The organism is Cedecea sp. AS113, assembly GCF_037152415.1.
GTDB lineage: Bacteria > Pseudomonadota > Gammaproteobacteria > Enterobacterales > Enterobacteriaceae > Cedecea.
This window is the reverse complement of the sequence record NZ_JBBCMI010000002.1, coordinates 166,248-181,149: the sequence shown is the minus strand read 5'-3', so window position 1 is coordinate 181,149 and position 14,902 is coordinate 166,248. Positions and strand designations below refer to the sequence as shown.

Annotated in this window: 16 protein-coding genes; 6 read left to right on the top strand and 10 right to left on the bottom strand. The window is 55.8% G+C overall.

Annotated elements, in window-relative coordinates; all coding sequences use genetic code 11:
- Nucleotides 1-24: 24 nt before the first annotated feature.
- The 3 genes from WFN87_RS03005 to WFN87_RS02995 form a co-directional block, all read right to left on the bottom strand.
- Entirely contained in the window at nucleotides 25-504 is a 480-nt protein-coding gene (locus WFN87_RS03005) for a GGDEF domain-containing protein (protein WP_336981111.1), read from the bottom strand.
- 57 nt (nucleotides 505-561) lie between these two features.
- Nucleotides 562-1,614: a diguanylate cyclase gene (locus WFN87_RS03000; RefSeq protein ID WP_336981109.1), complete on the bottom strand. Its 1,053-nt coding sequence runs from the start codon at nucleotides 1,612-1,614 to the stop codon at nucleotides 562-564.
- An 84-nt stretch (nucleotides 1,615-1,698) separates the two neighbouring features.
- A complete protein-coding gene (locus WFN87_RS02995; protein WP_442892744.1) occupies nucleotides 1,699-3,180 on the bottom strand; it encodes a diguanylate cyclase in 1,482 nt (493 codons plus the stop codon).
- 316 nt (nucleotides 3,181-3,496) lie between these two features.
- Between WFN87_RS02995 and WFN87_RS02990 the strand changes: the two genes are divergently transcribed.
- Complete coding sequence (locus WFN87_RS02990; protein WP_254902675.1) at nucleotides 3,497-3,619, top strand: hypothetical protein; 123 nt, start codon at nucleotides 3,497-3,499, stop codon at nucleotides 3,617-3,619.
- Nucleotides 3,620-3,628: 9 nt separating this feature from the next.
- Here the strand turns inward: WFN87_RS02990 and glsB are convergent, their stop codons facing one another.
- The 3 genes from glsB to WFN87_RS02975 all read right to left on the bottom strand — a co-directional run bounded on the left by glsB (nucleotide 3,629) and on the right by WFN87_RS02975 (nucleotide 7,820).
- A complete protein-coding gene (gene glsB / locus WFN87_RS02985; protein WP_034809294.1) occupies nucleotides 3,629-4,573 on the bottom strand; it encodes a glutaminase B in 945 nt (314 codons plus the stop codon).
- A 51-nt stretch (nucleotides 4,574-4,624) separates the two neighbouring features.
- On the bottom strand, nucleotides 4,625-6,226 hold the full coding sequence (locus WFN87_RS02980) for a methyl-accepting chemotaxis protein (protein WP_336981105.1): 1,602 nt from the start codon (nucleotides 6,224-6,226) through the stop codon (nucleotides 4,625-4,627).
- Between the two features lie 202 nt (nucleotides 6,227-6,428).
- Entirely contained in the window at nucleotides 6,429-7,820 is a 1,392-nt protein-coding gene (locus WFN87_RS02975; RefSeq protein WP_336981103.1) for an aldehyde dehydrogenase family protein, read from the bottom strand.
- 101 nt (nucleotides 7,821-7,921) lie between these two features.
- On the opposite strand from WFN87_RS02975, the gene ptrR reads away from it, so the two are divergent.
- A complete protein-coding gene (ptrR, locus tag WFN87_RS02970) occupies nucleotides 7,922-8,791 on the top strand; it encodes a putrescine utilization regulator PtrR (RefSeq protein ID WP_008459022.1) in 870 nt (289 codons plus the stop codon).
- On the opposite strand, the gene WFN87_RS02965 is transcribed toward ptrR, so the two are convergent.
- Together WFN87_RS02965 and WFN87_RS02960 are read right to left on the bottom strand one after the other, a co-directional pair.
- Complete coding sequence (locus tag WFN87_RS02965; RefSeq protein WP_336981101.1) at nucleotides 8,792-9,628, bottom strand: SDR family oxidoreductase; 837 nt, start codon at nucleotides 9,626-9,628, stop codon at nucleotides 8,792-8,794. It abuts the gene before it with no gap.
- A 122-nt stretch (nucleotides 9,629-9,750) separates the two neighbouring features.
- Nucleotides 9,751-10,542 carry a PhzF family phenazine biosynthesis isomerase gene (locus WFN87_RS02960; RefSeq protein ID WP_166992585.1) on the bottom strand — a complete coding sequence of 264 codons (792 nt, stop codon included), beginning with the start codon at nucleotides 10,540-10,542 and terminating at the stop codon, nucleotides 9,751-9,753.
- 196 nt (nucleotides 10,543-10,738) lie between these two features.
- On the opposite strand from WFN87_RS02960, the gene WFN87_RS02955 reads away from it, so the two are divergent.
- Entirely contained in the window at nucleotides 10,739-11,938 is a 1,200-nt protein-coding gene (locus WFN87_RS02955) for a sugar transporter (protein ID WP_336981099.1), read from the top strand.
- 46 nt (nucleotides 11,939-11,984) lie between these two features.
- Here WFN87_RS02955 and WFN87_RS02950 read toward each other — a convergent pair whose 3' ends face one another.
- Nucleotides 11,985-12,653 carry a MarC family NAAT transporter gene (locus tag WFN87_RS02950; protein WP_008459029.1) on the bottom strand — a complete coding sequence of 223 codons (669 nt, stop codon included), beginning with the start codon at nucleotides 12,651-12,653 and terminating at the stop codon, nucleotides 11,985-11,987.
- Between the two features lie 187 nt (nucleotides 12,654-12,840).
- Between WFN87_RS02950 and marR the strand changes: the two genes are divergently transcribed.
- The 3 genes from marR to marB are packed head-to-tail and all read left to right on the top strand — an operon-like array spanning nucleotide 12,841 to nucleotide 13,939.
- Nucleotides 12,841-13,275, top strand: a complete 435-nt coding sequence (gene marR / locus WFN87_RS02945) for a multiple antibiotic resistance transcriptional regulator MarR (protein WP_336981097.1) — start codon at nucleotides 12,841-12,843, stop codon at nucleotides 13,273-13,275.
- 20 nt (nucleotides 13,276-13,295) lie between these two features.
- Nucleotides 13,296-13,688 carry an MDR efflux pump AcrAB transcriptional activator MarA gene (gene marA, locus WFN87_RS02940; protein ID WP_008459033.1) on the top strand — a complete coding sequence of 131 codons (393 nt, stop codon included), beginning with the start codon at nucleotides 13,296-13,298 and terminating at the stop codon, nucleotides 13,686-13,688.
- Between the two features lie 38 nt (nucleotides 13,689-13,726).
- A complete protein-coding gene (gene marB, locus WFN87_RS02935; protein WP_336981094.1) occupies nucleotides 13,727-13,939 on the top strand; it encodes a multiple antibiotic resistance regulatory protein MarB in 213 nt (70 codons plus the stop codon).
- A 43-nt stretch (nucleotides 13,940-13,982) separates the two neighbouring features.
- On the opposite strand, the gene eamA is transcribed toward marB, so the two are convergent.
- Nucleotides 13,983-14,885 carry an O-acetylserine/cysteine exporter gene (gene eamA / locus WFN87_RS02930; protein WP_166992591.1) on the bottom strand — a complete coding sequence of 301 codons (903 nt, stop codon included), beginning with the start codon at nucleotides 14,883-14,885 and terminating at the stop codon, nucleotides 13,983-13,985.
- Nucleotides 14,886-14,902: the final 17 nt, after the last annotated feature.

Here is a 14,902-nt window from a genome sequence, read left to right as displayed (position 1 = left end):
ATTGCACCGATCGTCTGTAGCTTTTCATAATTTTATCCTGGCCGCTGCCCCAGCCTGGCTGGCTTCAGCTATCACATCCTCAAGGCTGAGATGTCGCCGGGGGTCGTACTCCGCGCTTCCCCAGCGAAAGAAGAGCATCCAGCGATTATCTGCTCGCTGATTAAAATCGGTCACTTTGCCCTGCAGGTGCTGCATGGCGATAAATGCCCCTTCTTCATTCGTCCCGTTAAAAAGCAGAACAAACTCATCGCCGCCCGGCCTGGCGATCAGATCCGTTTCACGGAAAGAAGCACGCATAAGTTCTGAGAAAGCGACCAGCGCACGATCGCCCTGCTCATGGCCCAAACTGTCGTTAATCTGCGCCATCCCGTCAAGGTGGATAAATACCAGAGAAAGCGGCTCAGCCCGGCGGTTAGCGCTCCCCGTGGCGTATTGCCCCAAAAACATAAGGCCTTGACGGTTCAGCAGGCCCGTCAGCTCGTCAGTCAGGGTGGTATCGAGCATCTCATCCTCCGGTGCAGACTCATCATAGGGTCTGCTTACAGTTTAGATGATCATTACTCAGGCGGCGTAAATGCGGTTTTTCCCCGCACGTTTAGCGTTGTAGAGTGCATCATCTGCCGCTTTTAACCATTCGGCGGCATCCGGCATCTGTTTTGTCGCACAGGCAATCCCGATACTCAGGGTGCAGAACGCATTTTTTTCAGGCAGGACTCGAACATTAATGGATTCCAGCAGGATCCGCTGGGCAATACCTTCGGCTTCCTCCAGGGAGGTATTCGGCATCAGGACCACAAACTCGTCCCCGCCAAGGCGCGCCGGCGTGTCGCTGGAGCGAGCGACAATCCGCAGCACGTCGGACACCGCCATCAGAATGGCGTCCCCCACTTTATGCCCGAAACGGTCATTCACTTCTTTGAAATTGTCTATGTCGATAAACATCAGCGCCGAACTGCCGCAGGCAATGCGCAACCGCGCCAGCTCATTACTGATTTTTCGTTCCAGCAGGCGGCGATTGGCAATCCCCAGCAGGGGATCCATCATGGCAATGTTTTCCAGCTCGCGGCTCTTTTCCCGCAGCTGCAGCGCTATCGAAGCCGTCAGCATACTGAGCGCGATAGTGTAAACGGCAATCAGCGGCAGCGTGGCGTACATTGTCCGGGCAGAAACCGCCGGACTAAACGGCATCCCGTGGCTTATCCAGGTCAGCCCAAACGCAAGCAAGATTGCCAGCATCGCCCGCTTCATCAGCGGTTTTCCCCCGGCGGCCAGCCGGTCGGAAACCAGAATGGTGACAATCACTACAGACGGCAGCGCGCTGAGCGATATCATCGCAATCCAGAATCCCCCGGCTGCCGCGTCGATCACCAGGTTTTGTTTTTCACTCTTGACGGGAGAAGCAGAAAAGCGCGCTTTTAACAGCGCCACGTGCGGCCAGACAAAAGCGTTAACGACCAACAGCGCCATAACTGGCACAGAGGACTGCTGCTCAGTCAGCACCGAAAAGAGGGGCAAGAAGCACAGAAACGTCCCCAGCATACGCATGATATACATGCGATTAACGAAGCGAGAGCCGTGAGTTCTGGCATTTTTGTGAGGATCGGGTGTACGCATAACTATCTCAGGCAAACGAACCAGCCACGACAAACTGCACGGGCATACTACGCGATAATAAAGGATCCGAAGTGAACATGGCTATTAAGAATCACGCATGTGCGAGGCCGGAAACACTTCAGCGTGGACGTTACTCGCGCTGGTTTTATTGCGCCCCTGCCGCTTCGATAAATACAAATACTTATCCGCTTCGGGAATAAGCTGATTAAAGGTTGCTTCCAGCGTGTTATTACCCAGCGCCGCCTCAGCCAGGCCAATACTGACGGTGATAAACAGCGATTGTTCTTCGTAGTGAAAAGTACTGACTTCAATCGTTTTGCGGATCTGCTCGGCAATCTCAAAACCCTGCTGGTTATCCCGAACCCGGCACACCACCACAAACTCTTCCCCGCCGATGCGCGCCACCATTCCTCGCTCACCTACGGTGTCCAGCACTCTGCTGGCGAAAGAGGCCAGCACGGTATCCCCGCATTCGTGGCCCCAGCTGTCATTGATTCGTTTGAAAAAATCAATATCCAGCAGCATCACGCACAGCAGCGGCTCTTGCGGGATTGGTTGATGCCGCCCGCTGCGCTTGAGTGCTTCAAACAGCCCGGAACGGGAATAAACGCCCGTCAGGTAATCATAGTCCGCACGCCGCGAAGTCTGCTTAATCAGCTGATTAATGGCATCCACGCTGATGGAAACAATCAGGGGGCAAATCGCGATAGTGGCAATGCCCAGGCGCGCCGAGAACATCTGATCGACCAGCAACAACGGCTGTTCGGAATGGAGATTAATTGCCGCGTGGGCCACCAGCACAATTTCCACCCCGCCGGTAATCAGCGTCAGCAGCGCAGTAACCGGGAGGGGGTAGCGAATGGCGCACCAGATAAGCGCAGGGAGCGGAAACGCCAGGCTGCCCGCCCCGCCGATAATCATCGCCGTGCAGACTGCAATCACCACGGAAAAAAACGGATACATGTCTGACGGCACGATACCGGTCAGTCTCCGCCAGGAAGGCCAGCTGGCGGTCAGCAAACAGGGCAGCATCAGCACGCCGGTTGAAAACTGCTCACTCACCCAGTCAGCATAGAGCGGCATAAACTTTTCATGGTAATCGCCGCTTATCCCCAGCGATCCTACCGCGCCAAATAATGAAGATAATATGGCGGCAATCAGCGAAAAGTTAAAAATATTAAACGCATTTAGCGCCCAGTTACTCTCATCCATATTGCGCGAATAGCGCAGCAATAAACGGGCGGCGGTGACAATAAACACCATATTTGAAAAGTTGATGATCGTCGACTGCCAGCCCCACTGGGTGGTAAAGGCGTCATAAACCAGCATTGCCGCATAGCAAATAAAATAATAAATGGCTTTGTTCAGCCACGGATTACGCACAAAGATGGCGGCCAGCACCGCATTCAGCGGCCAGAATAGCGAAAGATCGTTAACCAGCCGAAGCGAAGCGCCAAAGAAGTAAAATAGCGTGGTAAGCGCAAAAACACTGATCGCATTTAACAGCATTTTATCGGGGGAAAAGAATGAAAACTTAGGTCGATTAACCATGCTATCCTGGTTCATATCTATTCATCACCGCTGAAAATAAATAGCGCCATCAGGTGATTGCGAAAATAAGCATTAGCTTAGCATGTTTATCCCGCTAACAATCCAGGGCATTGAGAGAAAGAAGAAAATTCACTCAACTCGCCAGCGTTCCGCATGAACTATTAGCCATAAGTTAAATTTTTGCCACCTTCTCCCCCGCCTTTTGTCAACGGCAGGCTTTGTGGCTAAAAATTCAGACTTATTGCCGGGGAATAATTAGCAGCCTCAGGTTTAACCGATGTTTAACGTCGCTGCCTTATAGTCCATAAACGTAGGATTTCCCGGAGCTGAAATGCGTAAAACACCCTGGGCGGAACGACTCATCATTACCGCCATAATGCTGGCCGTGCTGGCCACCGTTAGCCTGGTTGGCGTGCTATGGTTGCGCATACCGGGATTATTATTACTGCAATAACTGCGTCGGTTAAAAAATAGAGCGCCCGATGCGCTGAGAGAGAATTTCCAGCGCGGCCGTCCCGGCCAGTGAGTTACCGGAAGCATCCAGCTCCGGGCACCACACGGCAATAGACATTTCATTCGGTACGTTGGCGATAATCCCGCCACCCACGCCCGATTTCCCCGGTAATCCCACGCGATAGGCAAATTCCCCCGCGCCGTCATACATGCCGCTGGTGATCATCAGCGCATTAATCTGCCGAGCGTGTTGAGCAGAGATCACCGGTTCAGCAATGTGCAGAGCCCGCCCCTGATTGGCCAGAAATAAAAACGTTTTGGCTAACTCCAGACAACTCATTTCCAGCGCACAGTAATGGAAATAGGTTTGCAGCACGGTAATGACATCATTCTCAAAATTACCAAATGACTTCATCAGCCAGGCAATCGCGGCATTGCGTGCCGAATGTTCAAATTCAGACCGCGCGACGCGTGTGTTATAGACTAAATCGTCAGCACCGGAGAGCGCCCGCACGACTTCCAGCATCCGCTGTTTGGGCGCGCTGAGCCGGGTTTGCAGCATGTCACATACCACCAGCGCACCGGCATTAATAAACGGATTGCGGGGTTTGCCCTGCTCAAGCTCAAGCTGTAACAGAGAGTTAAACGGCTGGCCGGACGGCTCTTTGCCTACGCGCTGCCAGATTTCAGCTTCATCATAGCGACCCATCGCCAGCGTCAGGCTCAGCACTTTAGAGATCGACTGAATAGAAAAACGCTCTGACGCATCCCCGGCGCTGAAGAACTCTCCGTCCACGGTACAAATAGCAATCCCGAGCTTATTGCCGGAAACCTCTTCCAGCGCCGGAATATAATTCGCGACCTTTCCTTGACCCAGCAAAGGGCGAACCTGGTCGAGGATCTCTTCCAGTAACTGATTGTTTAATTGAACCGGCACCGTGCGCTCCTGAGGCATATGTTAAGCGGCGAAAGTATACCAGAGCCACGGGCCGATAATAAGACGAACTCAGGCGGTCATTTGAAAGCGAGCGACAGCTTTTTCAAGGCGTTGGGACTCATCCAGCAAACGTTTTGAGGTATTAGCCGAGGCCTTAATCAGCAGCCCGGTCTGACTCACCGCCTGATTAAGCGTGGTGATCCGCGCCGTGACGTGATGCACGCTGGCGCCCTGGTCAACGGAGGCGCTGGAAATTTCATTCAGCAGCCCGCTCAGGCGGGTCACCAGGGCAATCACATTTTTCAACTGCGCCTCCAGCTCTGAGACGGCCTCGCTGCCTTGCTCAATACCCTGCAGCGAGTTATTGATCAACGACTGAATATTTCTGGTCGACTGACTGCTCTGTTTCGCCAGCAGGCCAACTTCACGTGCCACCACCGCAAAACCTCGCCCCTGGTTGCCCGCATGAGCCGCCTCAATGGCGGCGTTTAGCGCCAGGATATTGGTCTGGAAAGCAACGTTATCAATCATCGCCACAATGCCGCGCATCTCAGAGGAACGGGTCACAATATCCTGCATTGACGTATTCACCGTGTGCATCATCTGGTCGCCACCGGCCACCATCTCACGCGCTTCGTCCGCGCGCTGGTTCGCCTGAATAGCGTACTGGCTGTTTTCCTGTACGCGGGATTCCAGCTCGGTGATATGCAGCGTGACTTTCTCCAGCTCCTGCTCCTGCTGTGAAGAGTGGGTAGACAGCTCGTTATTCCCTTCCGCAAGCTGGCCAATATTGCTTAACAGAATGGCCGAGGATTCCCGCACCTCTTGCACCAGTTGCTGAATGCCCTGCTGCATTTCCAGCACGCTGCCGTGCAGTTGCTTCACCTCGCGGTTAACCAGTCTTCGCTCAGCGGGGAGCCGCGACAGATCGCCGGCGGCCAGAATATGTAAATGTTCGATAAGGCTGCGCAGCGGGCGAATCACCCAGCGAGCCACGCCCAGCCAGACGGCAATCGCCACGACCAGTAATATACCCAGCGCGATAATAAACAGCGTTTGCGCCTGACTCAGGCTGTCCAGCAATGTGTGGCTGGCCGCAGCTGTTTGCTTCTCGCCTTCGGTCTGATAGCGCGCGTACTGCTCGTTGAAATCGGACTGGAAAGCCTGAATCGGCACTTCAAAGAACGCATCGATGGAGGCCTTCTTTTGCATCCCTTCCAGCTGTTCTTTCAATCCGCCGAAGAACAGCTGATAGCTGTTGGCCAGGCTCTCGCTGCCCGCCGGGTGAAGTTGCTGCCAGGCGGCAAAATTCTGCTGCGAAACTTTCAGGGCGGCGTCGGCCTCATCCACCAGGCTGTTCCAGCTGCCGACCGACCCGGTCTCTTTGTCCTGCATAAAGTAAACGCCCGCCCGGTTCAGCAGGTCACTGGTCATCAGCAGCGAGGTTCTCGCCTTCTCCATGACCACCTGCTGCTGATGAAGCTGGTTATTTTCGAGGACGCTCTGGCGGGTTTCGTGCAGGATGTTGGACAGGGACACGGTGGAGAGAATTTGTAGCACGGAAAAGAGTGCGATAACGCCAACCACCCCGCTCAGCAGCCCGAACTCACGAGGGCGACGGGCAAGCAGCCAGAAGGGATTTAAACGGCGAAAAATTTGACTTATGTTCATGATTTTCTTCAGTAACACAACGATGCCGCGAGTGTACTGAGCGAAAATGACAGAATTATTTCATTCTCATGACAAACAAGGCCACCTTCAAGGCGGCCTTACTTTTTACTGATTGCGCGGGCACAAACCAGCATAACGTCTGCCCTTACCGGAGAAAACAAGCATTATTCCTCCCCGGCAAACCGACGTCAGGCGGGCTAAGCTAGCGCCTGTCTTTCCACACGGTCTGAATATTACAGAACTCATGCAGCCCGAAATGGGAAAGCTCGCGGCCAAACCCGCTCTTTTTCACCCCGCCAAACGCCACGCGCGGATCGCTGGCGCTATAGCCGTTGATAAACACCCCGCCGCATTCGAGGCGTGCCGCCATCTCCAGCGCCAGCTGTTCATTCGCGGTATAAACCGTCGCGGACAGGCCATAATCGCTGTCGTTTGCCAGCTCAAGGGCATGTTCGCTGTCGCGGGCGACGGTAATCGCGGCCACCGGGCCAAACAGCTCCTGGCGGAACGCGGTCATCTCTGGCGTGACATTAGTGAGCACGGTCGGCGCATAGTAGTTGCCCTCGCCAGGCAGTTTATCCCCGCCGATCAGCAGTTTTGCGCCCTGCTTAAGTGACATTGTCACTTGCTCATGCAGTTCATCACGCAGATCGTAGCGTGCCATCGGCCCAATGCGATTAGCTTCTTCCTGCGGCGTACCAACCTCATAGTTTTTCAGCTCGGCAATAAAGCGGTCGGTAAAGGCAACGGCAATTCCCTCTTCAACGATAAAGCGTTTCGCGGCGGCACAAACCTGCCCGGTGTTCTGGAAGCGCCCTGCCACGGCGGCCTTCACGGCTTCGTCGAGATCGGCATCATTCAGCACGACAAACGGATCGGACCCGCCCAGCTCCAGCACGCATTTTTTCAGTGCGGCACCTGCCTGGGCACCAATCGCGGCACCTGCTCTACCGCTACCGGTCACGGTGACGGCAGCCACACGCGGGTCGTTAATCGCCTGGCTGACCCCTTCCGGCGTCACGTTAAGCAGTTCGAACAGCGAAGGCACAAAGCCCGCGTCAACAAACATCTGGCGAATGAGTTCTGCGCAGCCCATCACGTTTGGCGCATGTTTCAGAATATAGCTGTTACCGGCCAGCAGAATCGGCACCGCCCCACGCAGCACCTGCCACAGCGGGAAGTTCCACGGCATTACCGCCAGGATCGGCCCCAGCGGACGGTATTCAATCACCGCCTTATTGTGTTCAACCTGAGTCGCTTCCGCCCCCAGCATGGCCGGGCCGTGCTCGGCATACCAGTCGCAAAGGTTAGCGGACTTCGCCACTTCAGCGCGCGCCTGCAAAATAGGCTTGCCCATCTCGGCGGTAATCATTTGTGCCATTGCTTCGCCGTGTTTACGCACCGCCGCGCCCAAATCACGCAGCTTTTGCGCACGTTCGTTAAGCGGGGTAACGCGCCAGGCGTTAAAAGCCTGCTGGTTACGGGCCAGCGCGGCATCAATCCGGGCGGCGTTCTCAAAAGGATAAACCGCAATGCGCTCACCGGTAGCGGGATTGCGTGAAATGGCGTGGGTTTGCCCGGTTACTGATTGCATGGTGGTGCCTCGACAGGTGAATGAGATGTTAACATTAGCCTTGAGGCACAAAGTTTAAAAATGAATAATACTAAGCAAACCCTTCACGATTTGAGAAAGCCATGGACCTCACTCAGCTGGAAATGTTTAACGCCGTCGCTGAAACCGGCAGCATCAGCGCCGCCGCGCAGCAGGTACACCGCGTCCCGTCGAACCTCACGACCCGCATCAAGCAGCTCGAGGCCGATTTAGGCGTGGCGCTGTTTATTCGCGAGAACCAGCGCCTGAAGCTCTCCCCGTCCGGCCACAGCTTCCTGGCCTACAGCAAGCGCATTCTGGCGCTGGTGGATGAAGCACGCATGGTGGTGTCCGGCGATGAACCTCAGGGCCCGCTGGCGCTGGGTTCGTTAGAAAGTACGGCGGCGGTGCGCATTCCTGGCGTACTGGCAAACTTTAACCAGCGTTACCCGAAAATCCACCTTTCTCTCACCACCGGGCCTTCAGGCGACCAGATTGACGGCGTGCTCGAAGGCCGCCTCGCCGCCGCCTTTGTTGACGGCCCGGTGCTGCATCCGTCCCTTGAGGGCCTGGCGGTGTATCGCGAAGAGATGACCGTCGTCGCGCCCGCCGATCATGCCCCTATTCTCAGTGGGGCCGACGTGAACGGCGAGAGTATTTACGCTTTCCGGGCCAACTGCTCCTATCGCCGTCACTTTGAGAGCTGGTTTCACGACAGCCAGGCTATGCCGGGCAAGATCCACGAAATGGAGTCTTATCACGGGATGTTGGCCTGCGTGATTGCCGGCGCGGGGCTGGCGCTGATGCCACGGAGTATGCTGGAGAGTATGCCGGGCAGCCATCAGGTGAGCACCTGGCCGCTGCCGGAGGATAAGCGCTATCTTGATACCTGGCTGCTGTGGCGCAGAGACGCCAAAACCCGCCAGCTGGATGCTTTTATCTCGCTGCTGGAATTGCCTTCGCAGGTGCCTTAACTAAGCCTTGAGATCCCCATACTTATAAGCGGCGGTCACCCCGCCGTCGATCAGGATATCGCTCCCGCTGATATAGGTGCCGTTCGGGCCAAAGAGAAACTCAGCCAGGGCGCCAATTTCGTCCGGCGTGCCGCCTCTTCCCGCCGGGGATTTCGCCAGCATGTTTCGGTAGAACTCCCCGCGTTCGACACTGTTCAGCTCGTCATAGGCCAATGGGGTATACACGATCCCGGCACTGATGCAGTTGATTCTCGCGCCTCGCCGCCCCCATTTTACCGCCTCGGCCATCACCCGCAGCGCATTGCCCCGTTTTGACACCTGGTAGGCATACAGGCTGTCGTCAATGGCTTTGACTCGCGGTAATTCCAGCAGCTGTTCCGGCGGCAGCGTTGCCAGCTCGTCGGCCTCGGCCTGCGTCAGCGCGTCCACATCCAGCCGGTGGCTGGACTGCGAGCCAATCACCACCCCGGAACCTCCCGCGCCAATAACCTTCCCAAACGCCTCAAACACCACTGCTGTCCCGTAAAGATCGACCCGGAGAATATCCTGAGCGGTAGCCTGGGAAGGTGAAAGCCCGGCGGTGTGGATCACGCCCTTCACTTCTCCGTGGCCACAAGCCAGACTCACGAGATTTTGAATCGATTGCCGCGAGCGAACATCAACCACGGTGGTGCTGACCCGGAAACCCGCCTGCTGCAATGTTTGCTGCGCGGTCTGGCTATTTTCCGGCGTGATATCGGCCAGCAAAATATGTTTGCCGGTGCCGACGCGGCGGGCAATCGCCTGAGCAATCGATCCGCTGCCGATAACAACAATAACGTCCTGGGAAGAAGGCATGTTTTTCTCCTGAATAATGGAATGCAATAAGGCTAGCACGGCCGGATTCATCAATAATCGCCTCCGACGTGCTAGCCTTTATGAACTGCATTCATTAATTCCGGGGAATTTTGCCCGGCAAGTTAACGCAGCAGCACTTTCCCCACCAGATAGGTCACGGCCTTGCCGCCAATCAACACCCGGTCGCCCTTGTACTGGCAGCGCAGATCCCCGCCGCGGTAAGAGACCTGCCGCGCCAGCAGATGGGTTTTATTCAGCTTATCCGCCCAGTAAGGGATCAGCATGCTGTGAGCGGAGCCGGTGACGGGATCTTCCGGCACCGATTCTCCCGGGCAAAAGAAGCGGCTGACAAAGTCATACTCGCTTTCGCCTGCGGCGGTAATACAGACCATTTTCTCCAGCGGGATCATGGCGCTGATATCGGGCTGAATCGCCTCAACCTGCGCCTGACTTTCCAGCACCACCATATAATCACGCCCGACGCGCATCTCTTTACACTCGCTAATACCCAGCGTGGCCAGTAGCTCGGGCAGCGGCGCAATCGGCTGCGTTTCCCAGGCCGGGAAATCCAGCGTCAGCCACTCACCGCTACGCGTCACGGTCAGCGGGCCAACAAAACGCGTGCTGAAACGGATCGTCGCCTCCGGGTAATCCAGATGCTCGAAAATAACGTGGGAGGCCGCCAGCGTAGCGTGCCCGCAAAGGTTGATCTCCCCCTGGGTGGTGAACCAACGCAGCTCAAAGCCCTCATCCGTGGTCACAAAAAAAGCCGTTTCCGACTGATTATGCTGCTGCGACATTTTCAGCAGCGTTTCATCCGGCAGCCATTCGCTGAGCGGGCAAACCGCCGCCGCGTTGCCGCCAAACGTTGCGTCTGCGAAGGCGTCTACCATATAAAAGTCAATTGCTTGCATTGGCGTTACTCCTGCTTTTCATTGTTATTTTCTTCACCTCTACCATGACATACTCGCCCGAACTGTGCTGTTTTTTTTCTACCGTACCCAGGCGCCAGCCCCAAATGAGACATAAATCACAAAATGGGTTGTGTCGTCGATCTGATGGTTTTATGATCGCCCCATTCCTACCCCTTATTTACCTGCATATTCCCTTATGACAATTGCTACCGTTTCACGCAAAACGGCGTGGCTGCGGGTCGTCACTCTCGCCGTCGCCGCCTTTATTTTTAACACCACCGAGTTTGTGCCCGTCGGCCTGCTGTCCGACATTGCGCAAAGCTTTGGCATGGAAACCGCGCAGGTCGGGATCATGCTGACTATCTACGCCTGGGTGGTGGCCCTGATGTCGCTGCCCTTTATGCTGATGACCAGCCAGGTTGAACGTCGCCGCCTGCTGATTAGCATTTTCCTGCTGTTTATTGCCAGCCACGTGCTGTCGTTCCTCGCCTGGAACTTTACCGTGCTGGTCATCAGCCGCATTGGGATTGCTTTCGCCCACGCCATTTTCTGGTCGATTACCGCTTCCCTGGCCATTCGTATGGCTCCGGCGGGCAAAAAAGCGCAGGCGTTAAGCCTGCTCGCCACCGGCACGGCGCTGGCAATGGTGCTGGGCTTGCCGATCGGGCGTATCGTCGGGCAGTATTTCGGCTGGCGTACCACCTTCTTCGTCATTGGCGTCGTGGCGACCATCACGCTGTTTTGCCTGATGAAACTGCTGCCCAAACTGCCGAGCGAGCATTCTGGCTCGCTGTCGAGCGTGCCCAAACTGTTCCGCCGCCCGGCGCTGATCAATATCTATGCCTTAATCGCGGTGGTGGTCACCGCGCATTACACCGCCTACAGCTATATCGAACCTTTCGTCCAGCAAATTGCCGGGCTTAGCGCTAACTTCGCCACCCTGCTTTTACTGCTGTTTGGCGGCGCGGGCATCATCGGCAGCGTGCTGTTTGGCAAATGGGGGAATAAATACGCTTCGGGGCTGGTGTCCGGCGCGATTGCGCTGATGGCCGCTTGTCTGGTCCTTCTGTTGCCCGCCGCGCAAAGCGAACTCACCCTTGCCGGGCTCAGCCTGTTCTGGGGCATTTCAATTATGATCGTGGCCCTGGGGATGCAGGTTAAAGTCCTGGCCCTGGCGCCGGATGCCACCGACGTGGCGATGTCGCTGTTCTCCGGGATCTTTAATATCGGCATTGGCGCGGGCGCGCTGGTGGGGAACCAGGTCAGCCTGCATATTTCCATGTCAGATATCGGCTTTATCGGCGCGATTCCGGCGCTTATCGCGCTGGTCTGGTCCATTCTGGTGTTCCGCCGCTGGCCGGTGGCGCTGGAAGAGCGGCCCCAGCCTACGCAGTAACAAAAATGCCCTCATCACGAGGGCATTTTTTTCCATCACGCTCAAATCAGGCGGGATAAGTTTTAATAATTTCCAGCACGCCGTTAATAATAAACTGCACGCCCATACATACCAGCAGGAAGCCCATCAGGCGGGAAATCGCTTCAATGCCGCTTTTACCCACCAGACGCATAATCGCACCGGAGCTTCGCAGGCTGGCCCAAAGAATCACGCCCACGGCCAGGAAAATCAGCGGTGGCGCAACGGTAATGACCCAGCTCGGGAAGTCAGAGCCCGCCCGCACCGTAGACGCGGAGCTGATAATCATCGCGATGGTGCCCGGCCCTGCCGTGCTCGGCATCGCCAGCGGCACAAAAGCGATATTGGCTTCCGGCTCTTCGCTTAACTCTTCCGACTTGCTTCTCGCCTCCGGGGATTCATGTGCTTTCTGCTGCGGGAACAGCATACGGAAGCCGATAAAGGCGACGATCAAGCCCCCGGCAATACGCAGCCCGGGAATCGAAATCCCGAAGGTGTTCATCACCACCTGCCCGGCGTAATACGCCACCATCATGATGGCGAACACATTCACCGAAGCTATGAGTGCCGTGCGATTGCGCTGCCGGCTGTTCATGTCCCCGGAAAGCCCAAGGAACAGTGCCACGGTGGTGAGCGGGTTCGCCAGCGGCAGCAGTACCACAAGGCCAAGGCCGATAGCCCTGAGTAAATCCATCATATTTTTATCCTTTTTTTGTCCTTTATTGAACAGCTATAGCGCAGGTTAGACTATAGCAGCCCGCAGTTTACTGACCGCTGTTGAAGCGTTTTAGCTTTTCGTGGCATCGGCTGAATCATCACGTTGACTTATACTTGCCTCGGCAATAGTATCTGCCGTGACTAATCTACTTGCCTGGGCAAACATAGTGAAAAGCACCTGTGATCTGTTTAACGAAATGATCCCCCTCGGGCGATTGATCCACATGGTGAATCAGCATAAAGATCGCCTGTTAAACGATTCTCTCTCCCCGCTGGATATCACCGCGACCCAGTTTAAGGTGCTGTGCTCCATTCACTATGAAGTGTGTATTACCCCAGTCGAGCTGAAAAAAGTGCTTTCCGTTGACCTCGGTGCGTTAACCCGAATGCTGGACCGCCTGCTGTGCAAAGGCTGGGTCGAGCGTTTGCCGAACCCCAACGATAAGCGCGGCGTTCTGATCAGGCTGACGCCGGATGGCGTGGCGCTGTGTGAAGAATGCCGAAACCTGGTGGGGCTTAGCCTCCATAAAGAACTCACTAAAAACCTTACGGACGACGAAGTCGATACGCTTTATCGCCTGTTGAAAAAGGTATTGCCGTAAACCTGCAAAGAGGTGAAACGATGTCCAGACGCAACAATGATGCGGTCACAATTCAAAGCATTTTGGGGTGGATTGAAGAGAACCTGGAAACCCCGCTCTCGCTGGAGAAGGTTTCTCAGCGCTCAGGCTACTCCAAGTGGCATCTGCAGCGGATGTTTAAAAAAGAAACCGGCCACTCAATGGGCCAGTACATCCGCAACCGTAAGCTGACCGAAATCGCCCTGAAGCTTAAAGAGAGCAACGAACCGATCCTTTATCTGGCCGAGCGCTACGGTTTTGAATCGCAGCAGACGTTAACCCGCACCTTCAAGAACTACTTCTCGGTGCCGCCGCACAAGTACCGCGTAACCCGTCTCGCTGGCGAAGGCAAATATCTGCACCCGTACAACCAGTATTGCAGTTTGTGTAACTAACGCATCACCGTCCGTTTTACAGACGTAACCGAGGAAATATGAAAGTCATCTCCGCAGCCGCGCTCCTTCTGGCGATGGCATCAACCAACGCTCTTGCGGAGCAGTCCGGCAGCTTCAACGCCACCCAGGCCAACTACGGCAACATGATCACCTGCTCCGGCAGTCAACTGTCTAAAGGGCCGCAGCAAACGGCAGCTGAACGTTCAGAAGAGCTGGGCTCCCCGTACTACCACGGTCATTCGCGTTCGTAAGATAAAGGCTGACCCGCCCGATGCTGGGCGGGTGCCGCGAATATCAGGATGAGGCCCGCTTCACCGACCGGCCAAAACGCAGACCAAAGACGTTGATATACAGCCCGCCCATAATCAGCATCGCGCCCAGCAACTGCATTACCGTCAGCTTTTCACCGAGCAGCAACGCCGCGCTGGCCATACCCACCACAGGCACCAGCAGCGACAGTGGAGCTACGCGCCAGGTTTCATAGCGCCCCAGCAGCGTGCCCCAGATCCCGTAGCCCACAATGGTAGAGATAAACGCCAGGTAGATCAGCGACAGAATGGTCGTTGTATCGATGTTCACCAGGCTTTGCAGCATCGTTGCCGGGCCATCCAGCAGCCAGCTTGCCGCAAAAAACGGCAGCACCGGGATCAGCGCACTCCAGACAATCAGCGACATGATTGCCGGGCGCTGTTCATGCTGCATGATCATCTTGTTAAAGATATTGCCGAATGCCCAGCTCATGCCCGCCGCCAGCGTCAGCATAAAGCCGAGCAGCGCGACGTGCTGGCCTTCGAAACTGCCCTTAATCAGCACCAGCACGCCGAAGACCGCCAGGGTGATCCCGGCCAGCTGCTTAGCCTGCAGCCGCTCGCCAAAGAAAAACGTTCCCAGAATAATGGTGAAAAACGCCTGAGACTGCAGCACCAGTGAAGCCAGCCCGGCGGGCATGCCAAACTTGATCGCGGTAAACAGGAAGGCAAACTGCCCGAAGCTGATGGTCAGCGCATAGCCCGCCAGCAGCCGAAACGGCAGCTTTGGCCGGGCCACAAACAGCAGCGCCGGAAACGCCACCAGCAAAAAACGCAGCCCCGCCAGCATCAGCGGCGGCATATTGTGCAGCCCCAGCTTAATCACCACAAAATTCACGCCCCAAATCACCACCACCAGCAATGCCAGCAATCCATCTTTACGCGTCATTGTCCCGCCCTGTATTT

Excerpts from the sequence above, each read along its gene's own strand:
- WFN87_RS03005 (WP_336981111.1), bottom strand. The coding sequence starts at position 504 with ATGCTCGATACCACCCTGACTGACGAGCTGACGGGCCTGCTGAACCGT.
- WFN87_RS03000 (WP_336981109.1), bottom strand. The coding sequence starts at position 1,614 with ATGCGTACACCCGATCCTCACAAAAATGCCAGAACTCACGGCTCTCGC.
- WFN87_RS02995 (WP_442892744.1), bottom strand. The coding sequence starts at position 3,180 with ATGAACCAGGATAGCATGGTTAATCGACCTAAGTTTTCATTCTTTTCC.
- WFN87_RS02990 (WP_254902675.1), top strand. The coding sequence starts at position 3,497 with ATGCGTAAAACACCCTGGGCGGAACGACTCATCATTACCGCCATAATG.
- glsB (WP_034809294.1), bottom strand. The coding sequence starts at position 4,573 with ATGCCTCAGGAGCGCACGGTGCCGGTTCAATTAAACAATCAGTTACTG.
- WFN87_RS02980 (WP_336981105.1), bottom strand. The coding sequence starts at position 6,226 with ATGAACATAAGTCAAATTTTTCGCCGTTTAAATCCCTTCTGGCTGCTT.
- WFN87_RS02975 (WP_336981103.1), bottom strand. The coding sequence starts at position 7,820 with ATGCAATCAGTAACCGGGCAAACCCACGCCATTTCACGCAATCCCGCT.
- ptrR (WP_008459022.1), top strand. The coding sequence starts at position 7,922 with ATGGACCTCACTCAGCTGGAAATGTTTAACGCCGTCGCTGAAACCGGC.
- WFN87_RS02965 (WP_336981101.1), bottom strand. The coding sequence starts at position 9,628 with ATGCCTTCTTCCCAGGACGTTATTGTTGTTATCGGCAGCGGATCGATT.
- WFN87_RS02960 (WP_166992585.1), bottom strand. The coding sequence starts at position 10,542 with ATGCAAGCAATTGACTTTTATATGGTAGACGCCTTCGCAGACGCAACG.
- WFN87_RS02955 (WP_336981099.1), top strand. The coding sequence starts at position 10,739 with ATGACAATTGCTACCGTTTCACGCAAAACGGCGTGGCTGCGGGTCGTC.
- WFN87_RS02950 (WP_008459029.1), bottom strand. The coding sequence starts at position 12,653 with ATGATGGATTTACTCAGGGCTATCGGCCTTGGCCTTGTGGTACTGCTG.
- marA (WP_008459033.1), top strand. The coding sequence starts at position 13,296 with ATGTCCAGACGCAACAATGATGCGGTCACAATTCAAAGCATTTTGGGG.
- marB (WP_336981094.1), top strand. The coding sequence starts at position 13,727 with ATGAAAGTCATCTCCGCAGCCGCGCTCCTTCTGGCGATGGCATCAACC.
- eamA (WP_166992591.1), bottom strand. The coding sequence starts at position 14,885 with ATGACGCGTAAAGATGGATTGCTGGCATTGCTGGTGGTGGTGATTTGG.